The sequence below is a fragment of the Rhizocola hellebori genome, assembly GCF_016862955.1.
Lineage (GTDB): Bacteria > Actinomycetota > Actinomycetes > Mycobacteriales > Micromonosporaceae > Rhizocola > Rhizocola hellebori.
In genome coordinates this window covers 1-19,042 of sequence record NZ_BONY01000133.1, presented here as the reverse complement: position 1 = coordinate 19,042, position 19,042 = coordinate 1, and the positions used below count along the sequence as shown (strand labels likewise).

The following is a 19,042-nucleotide window of genomic DNA, read 5'->3' as shown; positions in this document are numbered from 1 at the left end:
ATGGGTGCAGAGCAAAGGTCGCAGCAACCCATACCTCTACCAGTGGCTCCCGCCGTCTAACCGGCCCGATGCGCAGGCCCAGGCGCGCAACGGAGGGCGCAGCGCGGCCTTCCCGCGGCTCGCGGCCCGCGCGGGGAAGGGTGGGGAGCACGTGGGGATGTGCCGCGCGGGAGCATGCGGCGCGGGACCACGACGGCGCGGCGTGAAGAAACGTGTCGATCGACGGGCGTGAGAGCGTTCCCACCGCACGTCGGAGGCTTTTCGGGCTCAGAGAGCGCTCGCTCTCGGAGTAACACTCGCGTAACAGGGCCTTGACATGAGCGCCGGGGGCACCGCATTCTCTCGCAGAGAGCGCTCTCTTACAGAGAATTTCGGAGAACCTGATACCCCTAGGAGGGTCGTAGGATGCGCACCTCCCTGCGCCGGATGCTTGTCCCAGTTGTGGCCGCGAGCCTGATGTTCACCGCTGCCTGCGGTGGCGACGACGCCCCAAAAGCGGACGAGAAGATCACGCTCACGATCGCCGGATTCGGCGACTTTGGATTTAAGCCGCTCTATGAGGAGTACAAGCAGACGCACAAGAACATCGAGATCCAAGAGCGGATCTCGGATTACGCCGCTCATCACCAGAGCCTGATCAGCCACCTGGCGACGGGCAGCGGCGCGGCCGACATCGAGGCGATCGAGATCGGTTACCTTTCCAGCTTCACCGCCACCCCGAACAGGTTCTACAACCTGCTCGACCTCGGCGCCAAGGATCTCGAGAGTTCATACCTGCCGTGGAAGTGGCAGCAGGGCCTCTCGACCGACAAGAAGACCCTGGTGGGTCTGGGCACCGACGTTGGCGGCATGGCCATGTGTTACCGCACCGACCTGTTCGCCCAGGCCAAGCTGCCGACGGCGCGCGATGAGGTGTCGAAGCTGTGGCCGACGTGGGACGAGTATGTGGCGACCGGCAAGAAGTACAAGGCCGCGCTGCCGAATTCGTTCTTCATGGAGGCCTCCGGGAACATGTACCGGGCCATCGTGGAGCAGGCGCCCCAGGGCCTCTACGACGATCAGGACAAGCTGGTCGTGGAGTCCAACCCGACGGTCAAGAAGGCATGGGATCTGACCGTCGACGCGATCCAGTCCGGGCTGTCGAACAAGCTGAACGCGTGGAGCCCGGAGTGGACCGCGGCCTTCGGCAAGGGCACCTTCGCCACGATCGTGTGCCCGGCGTGGATGACGTCCTACATCGAGACCAACGCGAAGGATGCCTCCGGCAAGTGGGACATCGCCGCTGTTCCCGGTGGTGCGGGCAGCATGGGTGGCTCGCACCTCTCGCTTCCGAAGCAGGGCAAGCACTCCAAGGAGGCGTTCGAGCTGATCAAGTGGCTGACCGCCCCGGATCAGCAGAAGAAGGTGTTCAAGGCGACCGGTAACTTCCCGTCCACGCCTTCGCTTTACACCGACCCGGATCTGACCGGCTTCTCGAAGGCGTTCTTCAACAACGCGCCCATCGGCAAGATCTTCACCGCCTCGGCGCAGGCCGTGAAGCCGCAGCACCAGGGGCCGAAGCAGGGCGACGTCTTCAGCACGATCGGCGCCGGGCTGGGCCGGATCGAAGAGGGCAAGCAACAACCGGCGGATGCCTGGACCCAGGTACTGGCGGACGTCAAGAAACTCGCCTGATCATCTCGAAGGGGGCACTTGCGATGCGAACTTGGCCATACAAAGTGGACACCCGGGTGTCCCCTTACCTATACATCTCACCGTTCTTTCTGCTCTTCGCGATATTCGGGCTCTTTCCGCTCGTCTACACCGCCTACGTAAGCCTTTTCGACTGGAGTCTGCTGGCCGACGAACACCCGTTCATCGGTTTGGACAACTATGTGGCGCTGTTCAAGGACTCGTATTTCTGGAACGCGCTCTTCAACACGGTGTCGATTCTGATTCTGTCCACGGTGCCACAGCTGATCATCTCGCTGGTCCTAGCACATCTGATCAACCGCCAGCTGCGGGCGAAAACGCTGTGGCGGCTGGGAATGCTGCTGCCCAACGTGACGAGCGTGGTGGCGGTGGCGGTCATCTTCAGCCAGCTCTTCGGGCGCGACTTCGGTGTCATCAACTGGGCGCTCGAAGGGCTGGGCTTCGGGCGCATCAACTGGCAGGCCGGTGTTGCCAGCTCGCACATCGCCATCTCGGTGATGATTATCTGGCAGTGGTCGGGCTACAACGCGCTGATTTTCCTCGCCGCGATGCAGGCCGTGCCGCGCGAGCTGTATGAGTCGGCCAGGCTGGACGGGGCCACGGAAGCACAGCAGCTGCGTCAGATCACCATCCCGGCGATCCGGCCGACCATCATCTTCGTGGTCATCGTTTCGACGATTTACGGGTTGCAGATTTTCGCCCAGCCCCAGCTCTTCGCCGGCAGCGGGCCGCTGGGAATCACCGGCGGCACCGATCGCCAGTTCCAGACCCTCACCCTCTACCTGTACGAGCACGGCTTCAATCGTGGCTTCGAATTCGGTTACGCCTCGGCGGTGGCCTGGGTGATGTTCGGCATCATCGTCATCTTCGCTGTTCTCAACTACCGTCTCATCCGAAGGATCCGCCAGTCATGAAACGGAAGCTTCTCTACCTCACGTTGATTGCGGTCCTGTTCTTCTCCGCGTTCCCGCTCTGGTTCAGCTTCGTGGTGTCCACAAAGGACAGTTCGGCGCTCGCCGACGTGTCGCTCATCCCGGGCAAGAATCTCGTGGACAATGTCAAACGCGTCTTCGACACGGTGCCCTTCGACCTTGCTTTGCTCAACTCGCTGATTGTCGCGCTGAGTGTCACCACAAGCGTGGTGCTCTTCTCCACGCTGGCCGGATTTGCCTTCGCCAAGCTGCAGTTCCGGGCGCGCACCGCGTTGCTGGTCACCGTGATCGGCACCATGATGGTGCCGACCCAGCTCGGCATCATCCCGCTGTTCATCCTGATGACCAAGCTGGAGTGGCACGACACGCTGCCCGCGGTCATCGCGCCCGCACTGGTCAATGCCTTTGGCGTGTTCTTCATGACCCAGTACCTGACCGAGGCGCTCCCGTCGGAGCTGCTCGAGGCCGGGCGCATGGACGGCGCCACCACCCATCGCCTCTTCTGGCACGTGGTGCTACCCGTCGCCCGGCCGGCCATGGCCGTGCTGGGCATGCTCACCTTTCTCGGCTCGTGGAACGACTACCTGTGGCCGCTGGTCGTGCTCGCGTCGCCGGAAAACCAGACCGTCCAGGTCGCGCTTTCTCAGCTGCGCGCGGGTTACGTCACCGACTACGCGCTCGCGCTCACCGGCACCATGCTGGCCACCATTCCGTTGATTCTGGTCTTCGGCGCGCTAGGAAAACAGCTCGTCGGGGGCATCATGCAGGGAGCGATTAAAGGATGAATGAGTTTCCAGAAGGATTTCGTTGGGGAGCGGCAACGGCGGCCTACCAGATCGAGGGTGCGGCCGCCGATGACGGACGGGGACCATCCATCTGGGATACCTTTGCCCGCACGCCTGGACTGGTCTATGCCGGGCATACCGGGGACGTGGCGTGCGATCACTACCACCGCTACCCCGAAGATGTGGCGATAATGCGCGAGCTCGGGCTTGGCACGTACCGGTTTTCCGTGTCATGGCCGCGGATCAAACCGGACGGCACCGGGCCGGCCAACCCGCGCGGGCTCGACTTCTATGACCGGCTCGCCGATGAGCTGCTCACGGTCGGGATAGAGCCGATGGTCACCCTCTACCACTGGGATCTGCCGCAGGGCATCGAAGACCGCGGCGGCTGGGCTTCCCGGGACACCGCTTACCACTTCGCCGATTACGCGGCGACCGTCCACAAGCGACTCGGCGATCGGGTCAACCTGTGGACAACGCTCAACGAACCATGGTGCTCTGCCTTTCTCGGGTACGCGGTAGGCGTGCACGCGCCCGGCAAGAGTGACCGCGACCTGGCCCTGTCCGCCGCCCACCATCTCCTGCTCGGGCACGGGCTGGCCACCGCCCGGCTGCGCGACGCGGGCGCGGCGAACATCAGCATCACGCTCAACCTGGCCCCGGTCGTGCCGGCCGACCCGTCCCTGGCCGCCGAACGCGACGCCGCCGACCGGGTCGACGCCATGCTCAACCGGCTCTTCCTCGAGCCCATCCTGCGCGGGTCGTATGAGCGTTACGCGCTGGAAATGTTCCCGGCTGGGCTCGTACACGATGGAGATGAAACGACAATTGGGCAGCCCATCGATCTGCTGGGCATCAACTACTACAACCCGTGCCTGGTGGCGGCCAAGCCGGGGGCGCCGGAGAACCCGGTCTATCCGGGCAGCGCCGGGGTCGACTTCCGGCCGGCTCCGGGCAAGACCACCGCGATGGGCTGGCCGATCGAGCCGTGGGGCCTGACCGAGCTGCTGGAACGCCTGCACCGCGACTATCCGGGGGTGCCGCTCATCATCACCGAAAACGGTGCCGCCTTTGACGATGTCCCGAGCGAGGGCAACGTCGCCGACCAGGATCGGATCTCATATCTCGAAGGTCATCTTCAGGCGTGCCACGAAGCCATCTCCCGCGGCGTGGACCTGCGCGGCTATCTCGTATGGTCATTGCTGGACAACTTCGAGTGGGCCGAGGGTTACCGTAAACGTTTCGGGATCGTGCACGTCGATTTCGAAACCCAGGTGCGGACACCAAAGGACAGCGCGAGGTGGTATGCCAAAGTGATTGAACACAACGGGCTTTAACGATGACGAACGGGACGGTGGCGATGGGCAGGCCCACGCTGGAGCAGGTGGCCCAGCATGCTGGCGTCTCCCGAGCCACCGTTTCCCGTGTCGTCAACGGCTCGCCGACCGTGGCCGAGCCGATCCGGGCCGCCGTGGAGCGGGCCATCAGCGAGCTGGGCTACGTGCCCAACCAGGCCGCGCGCAGCCTGGTCACCCAGCGCACCGACTCGTTCGCGCTGATCCTGCCCGAGTGGACCACCCGCGTCTTCTCCGACGACCAGCTCTTCCCGGGCGTGATCCGCGGTGTCGGCCAGGAGATGGAGGCCGCCGACAAGCAGCTCGTGCTGATGCTCGCCGGGTCGGCCGCCAGCCACGACCGCATCGAGCGGTATGCGCTCGCCCGGCACGTCGATGGGGTGCTCATCGCCTCGATGCATGGCGCTGACCCGCTGCCCGGCACACTCGCCCGGATGGGCGTGCCCGTGGTCTGTGGCGGCAGGCCGCTCGGCCGGGCCCGGGTGCCCTACGTGGACGTGGACAACGTCAATGGCGCTCGGCAGGCAGTGCGTCACCTGCTCGACACCGGTCGCAGCCGGATCGCCACAATAGCCGGGCCACAGGACATGGTCGCAGGAATCGACCGCCTTACCGGGTACAGGGAAGAGCTAAGGGATTCGGATAGACGTTCCATAGTCGCGGTGGGCGATTTCACCCGCGACTCGGGTGCGGTGGCCATGAAGCAGCTCCTACAGGACGACCCCCAGCTCGACGCGGTTTTCGTCGCCTCCGACCTGATGGCCAACGGCGCCATCCGGGTGCTGCGCGAGCAGGGCAGACGCGTGCCCGATGACGTGGCCGTGGTGGGTTTCGACGACATCGAGCTGGCGCGATACACCGAGCCGGCGCTGACCACCATCCGGCAGCCGATCGATGGCCTGGGCCGCGAGATGGCCCGCCAGCTGCTGCGGCTCGCCGGTGGGGAGACCATCCCGGATCAGGTTGTGCTCCCCACCGAACTTGTCGTGCGCGCTTCCGCCTAGAACCTTAGATTGACGGTCTTGCTTCCGCTGGCGGGCAGGATGATCGGTTTCGCGGTGAGGAAACTGCCGCCGCCGTACCATTTCTGGACGTAGTTGTCGCCGACGCGGTAGACCACACTCACCTTGATCAGCTGTGGGCCTACCAGATTCATGGACACCGAGCCCCCTCTGCAGCTCTCCACCCACCCGCTGCTGAGACGGTCGCCCGTCACCGCGTTGAGCAGATACAAATAGCAGTCGCTATCGGCGTTGAGGGAAACGTTGGCCGTCACCGCCACCGGAGTGCGCATCTGGAAGTCGTAATTCGTCGTCTGTCCTGAGTGGACCGACACGGTCTGGGCGAGATGGCGGTTGGCCACACCCCCGGAGTACTCCCGAAGCTCACGCACCTGGAACAGCAGCGGCCACTGGTAGGGGCCAAGGCGGTCGAGGGTGTAGCGGCCGTCCTCATCGGTCGTGGTGACCAGGATCCCGCCACCGACCTCGTTCGACCACGGGCCTATCGCCGCGTCCGCCCACTTCACCGGCGCGCCGGCCGTGTCGCGGATGATGCCGGTGACAGAGCCTCCCCGGTCAAGCTTGATGACCGGAGCCTGCGAACCCTTGCCCGCTTCCACCTTGATGAGCTTGGCGTTCAGCTGGCTTCCGCTGCCACCGTTGGCGCCAACCCATTGCGCGCCATAGCCTTCAGCCTCGGCCGGATAGGCAAGAACCTGGTACCAACCAGCGCCGGGTGTCTCCACCACCGTTCTGCCCTGAGCATCGCTCGCGCCGGCGCAGCCATCGGGCAGCATGAAATTCTGCACCGTGGCGACCACCAGACACACGCCGGAAACCGGCTGCCCGGTCGCTGAGTCCACCACGGTCGCCTCAATCTTCGACTTCGACCGCATGGTGACCTCGACCGAGGCTTGCTGGCCCGCGGTCACCGTGACCGAGCCGCTGGCCTCCTCGAAACCTATGCCGGACACGAGAACCGGGTGAGTCCCGATCGGTACATTCTCAATCACCGCCGCGCCGGTGCTGGTCTCGCCGTAGCCGGCCGACATGAGCGACACCCCGAAGGAGGAAATAGCCGCCCCGGTTGCCGCATCCTTCGCGGTGACCCGGACACTTCCCGTCGGCAGGAGGCTGTCGTTGACCACGAGTTGCTGGCCATCGCTGACCGAGAATGTGGTCGCCTGCTCCGGATGCACGGTGCCATAGGCGTACTGCGATATTCCGCGCGCGTAGTCGAGGAACTGCACAGTGAACTGCCCGCCCGTCGGGACATACTGCACGGTATAGCTTCCGTCCGGGCCGGTTCTCGCCGTGCCGAAGGGGAACGCGTTGGGGCGGTTCAGCAACACGAAGACATCGGCGAGGCCGTTGCCGGCCGCGTCGGTGAACCTTCCGGAGACCTTGCCGGTGGGCATCAGGGTTTCGTTGATGTTCAGCGACTGACCGTCGGCCAGCTCAAAGATCTGAGCCTGCTCCCGGTCGGCGACCCCCGGCACCCACTGGGTGAAACTCCCCTGCGTGAACGGGTTGAGCGTGACCCGAACCTTGTACCTGCCAACCCTCAGCGGCAGGTAGAAGACCCCGGACTCGTCGGTCGGACCGGAGCTGCCCGGGCCACCGTCCGCTTGGGCAAACTCGATCTGCGCGCCTGCCACCGGGGCGCCGGCGCGGTCCACCACCGTGATCCGGGCGAGGCCCCACGGCAGCTCCTCATCGTCTGCCGTGGTGACCTCGCCGGCGTTGACGGTCACCGTATCGGCCTCGAAGAAGCTGGATTTTCCGTGGTAATACTGGCCCGGACCGCCGTCGGAGGAACCGAAACTGACCTTGTATTGCCCCGGCGGAAGATCGGAGACCTGGTATTCCCCGGCCTCATTCGTGACGGCCTGCCGGTAGGTGGCGAAATCAAGGGACTGAACGCCGACCGGGGTGTTGGCGGCAGCTACACCGTCGTCGGTATAGCGACCGGCGATGGTTCCGGTCTCCGGCTCCGCGGCGAAGCCCGAACCGCCCGCGCCAACGAGAAGTGCGAGTGCGGTGGCACCGGCCACGAGCAGCCTCGCATAAGGGTTTTTAGCCATACAACTCCCCGTGGAAAGAGATATGGAGGGCGACCGATCAGTCGCCCTCCATATTGAACAGCAAAGTGTGATTATCCGTTGACCCCAAAGATGGTCCGGCCCAAAGTGGACGTGCCGTCTCCGTAGGTCACCACACCGAGGTAGCGCGACCCGGCCGTCAGACCCGACCAGTTGAGCGTGATCGCGGCGGGCGTACCCGTCGTCACCGCCTGGCTGGCCGGAGTGGCGGTAAGGTTGCCGGCCGCCGCGCCTGGCACCACAAAAGCGTGCAGCTTCAAGCTCGGCGGAGTCGGCGTGCTGTGCGCGAACATCACGATGTAGATGTCGTAGGTGCCCGCCGCCGTGAGAGTGACAATCTCCTCGTTGGTGCCGCCGGCGCTCAGGGCCCGCAGCTGGTTGGTTCCGGCGGTGTACACGAACATGTCCGAGTCGGTCCCGGCCGGGGCCTGATCGTCATACGTGGCAAAGCGTGCCAGAGCCGAACCCGCCGGAACTGTGACCGTCACCTTCTTCACCGAGGCGGACTCCGCCGGAGCACCGGTGGCGAAGTTGGTATTGGTCTCGGTGAACGCCAGATCGGAAACCGTAGACGCGGCCAGCCCGCTCACCGTGGCGGTGATCGTGCCGGTGTAGCCCGGGGTCGGCGACAGCGCCGACGTGCCCGAGGTGCCCGTGCCCAATCCCTCGGCGAGGGCCGCCAGCGGCACCGGCCGCGCAGCGATCGGGCTGGTCACCAGGTGCCGGCCGGTCAGGAACTCGTCAAGCGTGATGCTGCCGAAGCTGAACTGGCCGAACGCGCCGCTCGTGCGGGTAAGCGTCACCTTGTAGGTGGCGGACCTGCCCTTGGGGATAATCATCCACTCCGGGGACACCGTGGCCGTGAATCCGGCCGGGGCGGTGACCTTGGCGTGGTAGATGCCGACGTGCTTGCCGATGTTGGTCACCGTGCGGGTCACCGTCTGCTTGCCGGCCAGATCTCCAACGGAGATGGACGGGTAGTTCAGGTCGCTCGGGTCGAGCCCGAGGAACCCGGAACAGTTGGTGACCGCTTGGAACTGGCCGATCGCGCAGCCGTACCTGATCCAGTCGGTCGGGGTCGAGTCGTAGACCAGACCCGGGTCGAAAGCACTGCCGGGCACGATTTGCCCAGCCCCGAAGTTCAGCGGGGTGGCCGTGCCGAGCGGATGCTGGATCGGGTTCCCCGCGCTGTCCTTCGTGGTCGCGGTCGTCATCATGGCGGACTTGATCCACATTGGCGACCAGTCGGGGTTCTTGCTCTTGAGGAGTGCGGCTATACCTGCGATGTGCGGCGCCGCCATCGACGTACCCGACAGACTGTCGAAGCTCTTGCCGGCGTGACCCGGAGGGGCCACCGCGGCGAGCACGTCAACGCCGGGCGCGGTGATGTCCGGCTTGAGCAGGTCGCCGCCGCCGGCAAGCGCCGGGCCGTAGGACGAGAAGCCTGCCATCGCCGGGGCGACCACCGGGTTGGTGTCCGTCACGGAAATGGCGGCGGTGGCGCCAGCGGTGGCGGCATAAGCCTTCACCAAAGTGCTGTCGGCCGGGCCGAGGTGCACCGTGGGCACGGTGTGCCAGTCACCGTTGACCGACTGAGCGGTCGTGGTGTTCGCGAGAATCATGCCCACGCCACCGGCGTCCTTGACCACAAGGCTCTTCTGAACACGGTCGTTCTGGCCCCGCGTGCAGATCACAATCTTGCCGGCTGCGGCCGCCGCGTCGATCGAGTTGGGCAGACACAACGTGGACTGGGCCGAGGTGGCCCCAGCCGCCGGAATGCTCGCCGAGTCGACGAGCCCGGTGGAGGCCACGCCCGGAGGCACCACGCCGACGCCCTTGTAGCTGGCGCCATTGCCGAGGGTGACAGTCTTGAGGTTCCCGCGGTCGTGCGTGCCGGCGGCAACCGTGGTGACCCATGGCATGTTGTGGTTCACGCTCGACGGACCACCGGTGTTCGGCACATCTCCGTCGTTACCGGCGGAGGCCGCAACAAAGACGCCCGCAGCGGCAGCGTTGAAGAACTGGATGTCGGTCGGCCGGTTGATGGCTGTCCGAGAACCCGAGATCGAGAAGTTGATGACATCGACGCCGTCGGCCACCGCCTGCTCGATCGCGGCAGCCAGGTCGATCGAGCTTCCGCTCGACTGGCCGGTCGGCACGCCATTGCCGTCGGCCGTCGCCCACAGTCCCTTGTAGACAGCGATACGAGCCGCGGGCGCCATGCCCGAGGCCTTACCGAGGTCGAAACCGTTGACACTGGCGGGAACGCCGAAGTTGCCGGCGGCGGTCGACGCGGTGTGCGTGCCGTGACCGCTGAACCCGCGCGGCGAATCGAACTCGAAGGCGGCGATGCTCGGCAGTCCGGCCCGGTAGTAGCGGGCACCGATCAGCTTGTTGTTGCAAGCAATCGGCTCCTCCACCCCCACATCACAGGTGCCACTCCACTTGGCATCGATGATGGCCTGATCCTTCGGTTTCGCCAGCGGCGCGAAGGACTGGCTTTCTGGCCAGATACCGGAGTCGATGATACCGATGATGACACCTTCGCCGGCCCGCTCGTTGCCGCGGAACTCCTCGTTCCACACCCCGTTGCGGCCGGTGAGGCCAAGGAAATCAGGGGTGGTCGTGGTGTCGCCATGGACGATTTCGTCTTTCCACACCGACAGAACGCCCTTGGTGCCCTTCAGGCGTGCTGCCTCGGTGGCATCGAGGCGAACTGCATATCCGTTGAAGGTCAAGCCGAAGTCGTAGACCTTGCGGCCGGCGCCGACCCGGGCGTTGCTCAGCGTGGTTTCGTGCTCGCCGCGCAACTTGCTCACCCAGTTGCGAACAGCGGCCGATCTGGCGTCGAGGCGACTGCCTTCGTTTGGCTTGGTCCTGGCGAACCCGGAGACAGTACCTTCGTACTGTGCCGCGGGCTCGCTTGCGGTCTGGACAAGATAGAGCGCTGTTTCACCGGACGGGGCCGCGATGGCCCCACCCTGAGCCGATGCTGCGAGAGCCGCAATCGTAGCGGTGGCAAGCGCTCCGGCGGTTAGGCGACGCCTAACCGATCGACGGAGCTTCACGGGGATCCTTTCTTGTGCCTCCCGATGGCCGCCAATCTCTATTAATACGAGTTGGCGGCCATCACAAGCCGTGAGCCTAAAGCCGTGAAATATTTGCCAGTGGCCATCACTTCATAACAATCGGATCACGCATTTGATTCAGTACGGCATCCTCACGAACGACTGGTTAGCTGTACCAACCGTGGTCGATCCGTTGCCGATCGCCGACCAGATCTCGACCTGCACCTTTCCGTTGCTGAAGGCCCCAAGCGCACCCGTAGCGGTGGAGAGTCCGGCCGTTTGTGTGTAGTGCTCCCAACCGACCACCGGGTCGGTGGCGAAATACCGATAGGTCTCCACCCGGTCCCAACTGCCATTTCCAGTGAGATCGTAAGAAACACGTATCTGCGTGGCATTTGCCACACTGCCGCCCGCGTCGACAAACAGATCGAACGACGTGCTGCCCGCACCCGAACCGTTCAGTCCACAAGCGGTAAAGACGGTGGGGTTGTGCGGGTTTCCGTCCCAGTTGCCGCCGCCCGCGGGTGAGATGCTCACCGAACCTGCCGACCCAAGTGACAATGTGTTGCCACTCAACGGGTTCGAACAGGCTGGTGGGGACGGGCTCGGGGACGGGCTCTGGGACGGGCTTGCCGACGGCGTCGGCGATGGCGAGACAGGCCCGCCGCCTCCGCCCGGCTCCACTCCACTTCCAGCCGGGCCGCGCCAGGCCATGGCCCGCGCCGGCACAGCCAGCGTCTGCCCGTCGGTGAAAGTCACCGTGATGGCACTACCGGATGGGTTATAGGCGACATAGGTGCCTGTGCCCAGAACCGCCGATGTGGGTACGTTTCCGGTGATGGTGCTCGAGGGCGTGCCCCATCCCCGCAGGGCCGTAATCCAGTGATACGCATGGGCTCGCGTGTCACCCCATTCAGGTTCCGGATTCGCCCCGATCCACAGGTTGTAAGCCTGCACCGGATCGTTCATCGCCAAGAATTGCCAGATGACATCCCGCCACTCGACCTCCTGGCCGGGATTGTTTGCGCGGATCTCGTTGACATTTTGTGTGATGTCGGCTTTCCAGTTGCCGTGGTAAAGCGAACCACCCGTGATGGGCAGCATGTTGATCCCGTGAATCTCCTCCGGGTTCGCCGTCCACCACGTTCCGTAGACGCCACCGGCGCCCCAGACTATGCCGACCGTGTCGTGGGTGTAGGCGGCCGGGAAGACCGCGTTGTCCTTGTCGAACCAGTACTGTCCCACCGTGTCACGCTCGGTGGTGTACAGATAGATTCCAGCGTTTCGCATCGCCGTATCGCCGATCGCGTGTCCAAATAGGACCATTGCGTGGGCGAACATCATTGCCTCACTCGACGACTCCTGGTTGTTGCCATGGGCGAAGCCCGCGTGCCCCGAAGCCCAGGAATGCCCGGCAAACGGATCGAAGTTGCGGAAAACCGGGAACTGGCTGTCGGCGCGGTCATAGTTCGCGGCCTCCTTCACCAGCAGCCTGACCATGCCGCCCCACTGGCCGGTGCCGGCCCAGGCCGAATCATGCTGGGCCACCATGGCAGCTGCGAGCACGTAGTAGCCGTAGTGGAAGTGGTGGTCGTTGAGCTCGGTGTCAGCTCCATATGACGCTGGGTACCCGGTGAGCGTGTCCCAGGTCGCGTCATAGTAGAACTGGCCCGCGCCCCCACTGGTGAGCCATTCCTGCAACCGGCCCTTGACGAGGCTGATCAGCTGATCGCGGGCAGCGGTGTAGCCGATCTGGTTGGCCACCGGGATAAGCGCCGCCAAGCGCCACAACGCTTTGCCCGTCCAGTAGGTGTCGGTCGCACCCAGGAACTTGTCGGCCGGGGCAAGGACCGCGTCGATGTCGGCCCTGATCCGGTTACGGTCGGCGTCAGCCGCGATCGGCAACGCCGGGAGCACCCCGTTGAAACGGCTCACTGTGGTGAACGACGATCCTTCGCGTACCTTCATCTGCCCGCGCGGCGACACATAGGTGTGCGCGGTCAACGGACTCGTCGTGGTGAGCCACTGGTGACGGTAGAGCGCCGTGAGCGTGACCCCGGTACCGGTCGTGGTCACGTTGTAGGTCGCCGAGACATTCCCGCTACCGGCGTCGTAACTCCAGCTGACCCGGGTGTCGGTGATGACGTTCTGGGCAAACGACGCGTACTGGCTCAGCGCTGAAGTCCCGGGCAGGACGGCCACCGAGTAAGAGGTCGCGTTCGTGGTGGCGAAACCGCCGCTGACCGTCCACGCCGACGTCGCGAACAGGCCATAGTTGCGCCCATTAACAGTTACGCCAACTACGTTGCCACTGTTGGAGAAAACTGTCGCCGTGCCGAGAAAATCCACCCGCGCCGTGCCGCCGCTGACCGTCGCGTAAACATAGGGACTGCCGTGCGCGATCGTGGTACGCAGAGTGCGCACACCATCGGTCCACCGTGGCGAGACATGCCAGTCACCCCACCCGTCGACCTCGGTGCGGGGCGCGTTCAGCCCGCTAACCCCGACCCGCAGATCGTTGGTGTGCACGTATTCGTAGGTCCTGGTGTCGGGCGTAATATTCGGCGTCGTCGGATACCCAACCCCAAGCCCATCGTTGTAAGCATGGAACGTCAGCGGATGGGCATACATGTTCTCCGAGTAGGGGTTCCCGGCATACCTTTGCCAGACCAGCGACGACCACCACTCGTTGGTGGGCACAGCGCGACCGGCTACAGCGGCGGTCACCTTCGGCGCGACGGCCACGCCGTCAGAGTTGCTCGGCCCAGCCGTACCGGCCGGCCGATCGTTACGATAACTACCCGCCCCGACGCCGATCACGGCAGCCTGAGCGTTGGTCAGAGGGATTCCAATCAGGACAGTCGCGGTCGCAGCGACCGCAGCCACCAGCTTGGCGTAGAAAGAGGAGCGCACGCGGGCCTCCAAACGGGACGGTATAAATGAGAGAGCGCTCTCACGAAGAACCGTAACCGTCAATTAATACACTCGTCAAGAAAGAGAGCGTTTTCTGGCCTCGACTTCCCCGCTGATACCCCTCAATCCCCCGCCGACCACCCCACCCCCTACCTCCAGCCCACCGAACCGCCGCGCTCTACCCCCAGCCCACTGAACCTCCGCGCCTTGGCACCCGGTCCGCCGAACCACTCGCGCCCTACTTCAGCGCCCGATCCGCCCGCGCTTACCTCTGGTTCACCCGATCCCCGTCGCCTGCGGTCGGCGAGTGAAAGGACAGCGGGGATCTCGGGGTGGGGGTTGTTATGTGCTGGTCACGGTGACGATCAGGGGGAAGTGGTCGGAGACGGTGACTTTGGAGAGGATCGCGAAGTCGGTGAAGGCTACCCGGGCGTTTCCGTAGATCCAGTCGACTCGGTTGGTGGGGTTGTTGGTGGGCGAGGTCCACTCGGCGCTGTGGCCGGTGATGTCTTGCGCTGAAAGGTATCCGGCTCGGGTGAAGGCTCGTGGCTCGTCCCAGGTGGGCCAGAAGTTGAGGTCTCCGGCGAGGACCATGGGCTTCGCGTTGAGGATGGTGTCTATTTGGGCGAGCCGGGTTGGGGTGTTCTGTTTGCGGTGGGTCAGGTGGGTGGTGATGAGGTCGATTTTGCTTGCCGCGTTGATGCGGACAGTGGCTTTCAGGTAGGAGCGTTCCATTGGGCCTTGCCCGAAGGGGAGGTGGCCCACCTCCACGTTCATGAGTTCGCGGTTGCTGAGCAGGAGATTGCCGAATTGGTTGTCGGCGGCTGGGGCCCATCGGTAGGACATGCCTAGCTCGTGGGAGAGGTACTCGGCGACGTCTACCCCACCGCCGATGGCCCAGCCGCGGCTGACCTCTTGCAGCACAACAACATCGGGCTTCTCGGCGGCGATGGCGGCGGCGATCTGGCGTGGGTTGGCGATGCCGCGGGCGTCGTCGCGGCCGTATTTGACGTTCCACGTCATGAGCCGCATGGAGAAGCGCGAGGGCTCGGCTGGCACGGTGCTGGCCGGGATGACCAGCATGACTACCGGCACGAGCAGGGTGAGCAGGATCAGGCGGGAAGCCAGCGAGCCGGCCTCGGGGCGGCGGCGCACCAGCATCAGGGCACCGCTTGCGGTGGTGAGGGCGGTCGTGGTGCTGTCGGTGCGGTACCGCGCCGGCTGCACCGGGTTGCCGCCGGCCGAGCTGACGCGGACCGGTTTGGACAGTTCGGTCCTCGGTCTCACCAGCTGCAGTAGCCGGCGGCCGGTGGTGGGCCGGGCGGCGGTCGACGCGACAGTCTGGTGACCGACCGCGGCCAGCGCCAGGAGTAAAGCAACGCCGATGAGAAGGTAGCGGTTGTCGAAGGGCAGCGGCATGTCGTAGTGCATCTGGAAGAGGAGCACCGGTGTGACCCACACCAGGCCGTAAGCCCACGTGCCACGGTTGGTGGGCGGCGCGGAGATGGCGCAGGCGAGAGCGAGGGCCGCGCCGATCTGGCCGACGACGAGGCCGGCGGTAGCGACGGGACCGGTCCACATCCAAGCCAGCGTCACTCCAATGAGGACAGTCAGGCTGGCCACCGCCCACGGCACCGCTCGGCGGACGATGACCATGGACACGACGATCGCCGCGAGCATGACGAGCAGGCAGACCTGCAGAGCCAGCCCGGTCTGCGACGCCAGGAAGCCAGCATTACCAAGGGTTGTCGTCCACAGCGCCAAATATGCGCCGACGCTCCAGACCCGTCCATTTACTTTGTCGGGTACCTCGACATCGAGCGAAAACCACAAAGCGACCACGACCAGGGCCGCCATGGGCAGCCCCCAAATCCCTACCCAGATCGGATCCCACGTCAGCGTCGCCGATCGGATCGCCAGGTCGATCGCGCCGCCCGCGAGGAGGCCGCAGACCGCGGTGACCGGATCGCCGGCCCGTTGCACGGCCAAGCCGACGGCCGCGACCGCGAGGACGGCACCGGCACCCGCGATGGGCAGCGACGGGGCGAACTGCGCTGTCACCCGTACCAAGAGAAGCAAAAGGACTAAAGCAGGTAAGGATGCTCGCCGCAGCACCACGAGCAGGATCCCGGGCAGAAAGAACAGTCCGATCGCGATGACTGCGGCGATTTCGATGCCAAAGTCGCCGGCAACGGAATCCAGCAACGGACCGACGGCACGCAACAACTCCGCCACCGTCACGAAGAGGAGCGCCACCAGGGCGAGGGGTTTGGCGCGGGTCATGGGTTACTCCGGGGGGAGCGAGGTGGGCAGACCGAACAGGTGCCGGGTGAGCAAGGATCCGCCCGCCACGGCGGCCGGCATCACCATCACGGCACCCAGCGGAATGAGGAAGCAGCAGAAGACTGCCACCCCGAAGCCCAGCGCGGTAGCCCTGTTTTGTTTCAACACGCGACGCCGGTCGGGCAGCCGCAGCCCACGGCGGTGAAACGGGATGCCCACGATTTCCACGGAAAGGAACCAACCGCCCACGAACGCGGCGATCACCGGCACCACGGTCTGCCCGAACACCGGGATCAGGCCAAGAAAGAACAGCGGAATACCGACCAACGCGGTCAGCACGACCAGCCGCAGCGAGTCGGTGACGCTTCGGCGCAGCGAGGCCCACACGGTCAGCTTGACCTCATTGGGTACCCCGCCCAGCTCGTCCTCCACCGATTCGGCGATGGCTTCATAGAACGGGTCGCCGATGAGCAGGGTGACCGCGGTGTACGAGATGATCGCCAGCAGCCCGCTCACGCCGACGATGGCGACGCCGGCGGCGACCTCGACCGTCTGACGCCACGCGGTGGACCAGTCGCGGGCGAACCAGGTGGCCGCCTCCGAGATATCGGTCAGGAAGTAGAAGAGCAGGACAAAGAGCCCGACGAACAGCACCAGGCTGAGGATCGCGGGGATGATGCCAAGCAGCAACAGCTTGGGCCGCCGGAAGACCCGGCCAAGACCTTGACCTAGGAATCTCACACCAACAAAGAAATTCTTCATTGGTTGAGAAAGGTACTCACCCGATCGCGGAGGTCAAGTCGTTCGTGCCAGAGCACCGAGGGCCGGTTGTAAATGTGCAGCGTGGCGTCGGGGAGCACCTGCGCCAGGCGGGTCGCGATGGAACTCGGGTGAAGCTCGTCGCCGATGCAGCCGATCACGAGGGCTTTGGCCGTGACATCGCGCAACAGGTCGACGCTCGGGATGCAGGTCTGCTCGGGCAGGTTCAGCAGCCCTGTGCTCAGGCCGGTGTTCATCAGGTTGTTGATGCGCTGGCGCACGTAGGCCCACCCGGAGTTGCCGTTGCGCAGCGTGGGTGGAATCTCTTCGACCACCGCGTTGGCGACAGCGGTGACGTCGCCGCTGTTGATGGCATCGAGCAGCTCGGTCAGGCGCAGCTGGGCGGCCTGCTGGCGCGCCTCGTCAAGCACCGCGGGCAGGAAGAAGACCACCTTGCTGAAGCGGTCGGGGGTCTCCGCGAGCAGACGGCACAGCGCTCCCGCGCCCAGGCTGACGCCGAGCGCTTGCTCCGCGCCGGTCATGTCGGCCATGGCGCGCAGATCGCGCGCGAGGTCACCATAGTCCCAGGCACCGGGGGGCGAATCGCTTTCGCCGTGCCCCCGGAACTGGAAGAAGACACGCTTGCCCGTCACCCCGCTGCCAAGCGGGCGGGTCTCGGCGATGCCATGGCCCAGCCCGTGCGCGAAAATCGTGGTCGGCCGGCCCACCCCGGTGAGCAAACGCTCCAGATTCACGCCGTGTGGGGTGCCGACTATTTCGGTGGGAAGCGAGGGCGGCGCGGGACGTCCGGTCGAGGGACCGGAGTTGCGTGGTTTGCCGAAGCGACGCGGAAACCCGTCGGGGGGCGGCGGCCAGCGCAGGTCGTGGGCTCCTCCGGTCATCGGCATGAGCTCACCATCGACCCTCGGTCACGTCCTTCAATCCGCGCCTGGTATCGAGCAGGTAGAAAGCGGAGGCGGCGATGCCTATGTACTCGATGAGCGGGAACCCCCCGGCGAACAGGAAGAAGATCAGCGCGAGCGCGAAGAGCGCTCCGAGCAGGCCCAGCCAGTGATGCTTCTGCAGTCCGCCGATCGCGGCGAAGGCGTCAGGTCGCTGAGTCGCCACATGGATGAGCGCCCAAAGCATGAGGACCAGCGCCAACACGCTGATCAAGAAGTTGACCCACGCTTCGACACCGAACGCGAATGGAGAGGCAATGGCCATGGGTCAAAGCTTAAGGCGCACCGCCAGGAAGATCCCCTCCGGTGCGCCCTTAACTTCAAACCGGCGGCTGGTTGACTAGGCCGTCTTCTTGCGGGGAGCGGCCTTCTTGGCGACCGGCGCCGCGGTCTCGACGTCCTCGGCGGGCTGCGCCGACGCCTCAGTCGTGGCCTTGGCCGAGGCAGCGGTGTCGGCTGCCGGCTTGGTGGCCGTGTCCTGTGCCGCAAAAGCCTTTTCGCCGCGTACCACGAGGGTGTCGTAAACCTTGGTTGCCTTCTCCGCAGCGAACTGCGTGCCGGTCACCACGGATTCGCGGACCTTGTTCGCGTCCACCTTGGTGCCCAACTCGGCGACCTTCTTCTTCCACTCAGGCGCCTGCGCTCCGGCCTCGGTGCCGAACTCGATCGCCTTGGTCTGCAGCTTGCGCAGCTGCTCGTAGACGAAATCGCCCACGCCCGCGGCGGCGTACACAGCGCTGGGGTATTTGGCCTTGGTCTCGGTCTTGGTGTCAGTCATCGCTTTTCTCCCTGGTGTTCTCGCGGATGAACGTCTCGTAGATCTGTGTCAGCGATTGCTTCTGAGCGACGGTCAGCAGTGGATCACCGGCGATGGCGGCTAGCACGCCTTGGCCGTCTTCGCTGCCGAGCAGGCCCGCCCTGAGGTACATCACCGGAGTGGAGACCCTCAACGCGGCCGCGAGCTGAGCAAGCACCTCGGCAGAGGGCTTACGCAGGCCGCGCTCGATCTGGCTCAGATAGGGGTTGCTGATGTTCGCTTGCTCAGCCAGCTGGCGAAGGGAGATGCGGGCGTTCTCCCGCAATCCCTTGATGAAGCTGCCAATGTCTGAGCTCTGCACGTATACGAGGCTAGTGCGAGCGGAGCTCGAGTGCTAGCAAGAGCTAGCATGATGCTTGCCACAGCTAGCAGC

The 19,042-nt window shown here is 65.0% G+C and carries 13 protein-coding genes and 1 pseudogene; 5 read left to right on the top strand and 9 right to left on the bottom strand.

The annotated features are described in order from the left end of the window. The first annotated feature begins 405 nt into the window (after positions 1–405). From Rhe02_RS47370 to Rhe02_RS47350, 5 genes are read left to right on the top strand one after another with little or no spacing between them, the layout of a single operon-like run. Entirely contained in the window at positions 406–1,674 is a 1,269-nt protein-coding gene (locus tag Rhe02_RS47370) for an ABC transporter substrate-binding protein (RefSeq protein WP_239124536.1), read from the top strand. 23 nt (positions 1,675–1,697) lie between these two features. After that, the gene (locus tag Rhe02_RS47365; protein ID WP_203915152.1) at positions 1,698–2,606 is read left to right on the top strand and encodes a carbohydrate ABC transporter permease; all 909 of its coding nucleotides are present in this window, start codon (positions 1,698–1,700) and stop codon (positions 2,604–2,606) included. Further along, positions 2,603–3,409 (top strand): carbohydrate ABC transporter permease, encoded by an 807-nt coding sequence (locus Rhe02_RS47360; protein WP_203915151.1) that lies wholly within the window; start codon positions 2,603–2,605, stop codon positions 3,407–3,409. Before Rhe02_RS47365 ends, Rhe02_RS47360 begins: the two co-directional genes overlap by 4 nt. Further along, positions 3,406–4,746, top strand: coding sequence for a GH1 family beta-glucosidase (locus Rhe02_RS47355; protein WP_203915150.1), 1,341 nt, complete (start codon positions 3,406–3,408; stop codon positions 4,744–4,746). The genes Rhe02_RS47360 and Rhe02_RS47355 overlap by 4 nt, the downstream gene beginning before the upstream one ends. 23 nt (positions 4,747–4,769) lie before the next feature. Further along, on the top strand, positions 4,770–5,768 hold the full coding sequence (locus Rhe02_RS47350) for a LacI family DNA-binding transcriptional regulator (protein ID WP_203915156.1): 999 nt from the start codon (positions 4,770–4,772) through the stop codon (positions 5,766–5,768). Here the strand turns inward: Rhe02_RS47350 and Rhe02_RS47345 are convergent. The 9 genes and pseudogenes from Rhe02_RS47345 to Rhe02_RS47305 all read right to left on the bottom strand — a co-directional run. Beyond that, positions 5,765–7,849, bottom strand: coding sequence for a carboxypeptidase-like regulatory domain-containing protein (locus tag Rhe02_RS47345; RefSeq protein WP_203915149.1), 2,085 nt, complete (start codon positions 7,847–7,849; stop codon positions 5,765–5,767). The genes Rhe02_RS47350 and Rhe02_RS47345 overlap by 4 nt on opposite strands. A 71-nt stretch (positions 7,850–7,920) precedes the next feature. After that, the gene (locus Rhe02_RS47340) at positions 7,921–10,935 is read right to left on the bottom strand and encodes a S8 family peptidase (RefSeq protein WP_275412701.1); all 3,015 of its coding nucleotides are present in this window, start codon (positions 10,933–10,935) and stop codon (positions 7,921–7,923) included. Between the two features lie 138 nt (positions 10,936–11,073). Further along, positions 11,074–13,848: a glycosyl hydrolase gene (locus Rhe02_RS47335; protein WP_239124534.1), complete on the bottom strand. Its 2,775-nt coding sequence runs from the start codon at positions 13,846–13,848 to the stop codon at positions 11,074–11,076. Positions 13,849–14,190: 342 nt separating this feature from the next. Next, the gene (locus Rhe02_RS47330) at positions 14,191–16,131 is read right to left on the bottom strand and encodes an endonuclease/exonuclease/phosphatase family protein (RefSeq protein WP_203915148.1); all 1,941 of its coding nucleotides are present in this window, start codon (positions 16,129–16,131) and stop codon (positions 14,191–14,193) included. Positions 16,132–16,134: 3 nt separating this feature from the next. Further along, complete coding sequence (locus Rhe02_RS47325) at positions 16,135–16,893, bottom strand: EI24 domain-containing protein (protein WP_203915147.1); 759 nt, start codon at positions 16,891–16,893, stop codon at positions 16,135–16,137. Then, the gene (locus Rhe02_RS47320) at positions 16,890–17,792 is read right to left on the bottom strand and encodes an alpha/beta fold hydrolase (protein WP_203915153.1); all 903 of its coding nucleotides are present in this window, start codon (positions 17,790–17,792) and stop codon (positions 16,890–16,892) included. The genes Rhe02_RS47325 and Rhe02_RS47320 overlap by 4 nt, the downstream gene beginning before the upstream one ends. Before the next feature lie 10 nt (positions 17,793–17,802). Further along, positions 17,803–18,117: a DUF2516 family protein gene (locus Rhe02_RS47315; RefSeq protein ID WP_203915146.1), complete on the bottom strand. Its 315-nt coding sequence runs from the start codon at positions 18,115–18,117 to the stop codon at positions 17,803–17,805. Positions 18,118–18,192: 75 nt separating this feature from the next. Beyond that, entirely contained in the window at positions 18,193–18,630 is a 438-nt protein-coding gene (locus Rhe02_RS47310; RefSeq protein WP_203915145.1) for a hypothetical protein, read from the bottom strand. 10 nt (positions 18,631–18,640) lie between these two features. Beyond that, positions 18,641–18,970 (bottom strand): annotated as a pseudogene (locus Rhe02_RS47305) (helix-turn-helix domain-containing protein); the annotation flags it as partial. Positions 18,971–19,042 lie beyond the last annotated feature (72 nt).

Bases quoted from the DNA above. Each gene is read 5' to 3' on its own strand.
- Rhe02_RS47370 (WP_239124536.1), top strand. From the start codon at position 406: ATGCGCACCTCCCTGCGCCGGATGCTTGTCCCAGTTGTGGCCGCGAGC.
- Rhe02_RS47365 (WP_203915152.1), top strand. From the start codon at position 1,698: ATGCGAACTTGGCCATACAAAGTGGACACCCGGGTGTCCCCTTACCTA.
- Rhe02_RS47360 (WP_203915151.1), top strand. From the start codon at position 2,603: ATGAAACGGAAGCTTCTCTACCTCACGTTGATTGCGGTCCTGTTCTTC.
- Rhe02_RS47355 (WP_203915150.1), top strand. From the start codon at position 3,406: ATGAATGAGTTTCCAGAAGGATTTCGTTGGGGAGCGGCAACGGCGGCC.
- Rhe02_RS47350 (WP_203915156.1), top strand. From the start codon at position 4,770: ATGGGCAGGCCCACGCTGGAGCAGGTGGCCCAGCATGCTGGCGTCTCC.
- Rhe02_RS47345 (WP_203915149.1), bottom strand. From the start codon at position 7,849: ATGGCTAAAAACCCTTATGCGAGGCTGCTCGTGGCCGGTGCCACCGCA.
- Rhe02_RS47330 (WP_203915148.1), bottom strand. From the start codon at position 16,131: ATGACCCGCGCCAAACCCCTCGCCCTGGTGGCGCTCCTCTTCGTGACG.
- Rhe02_RS47325 (WP_203915147.1), bottom strand. From the start codon at position 16,893: ATGAAGAATTTCTTTGTTGGTGTGAGATTCCTAGGTCAAGGTCTTGGC.
- Rhe02_RS47320 (WP_203915153.1), bottom strand. From the start codon at position 17,792: ATGACCGGAGGAGCCCACGACCTGCGCTGGCCGCCGCCCCCCGACGGG.
- Rhe02_RS47315 (WP_203915146.1), bottom strand. From the start codon at position 18,117: ATGGCCATTGCCTCTCCATTCGCGTTCGGTGTCGAAGCGTGGGTCAAC.
- Rhe02_RS47310 (WP_203915145.1), bottom strand. From the start codon at position 18,630: ATGACTGACACCAAGACCGAGACCAAGGCCAAATACCCCAGCGCTGTG.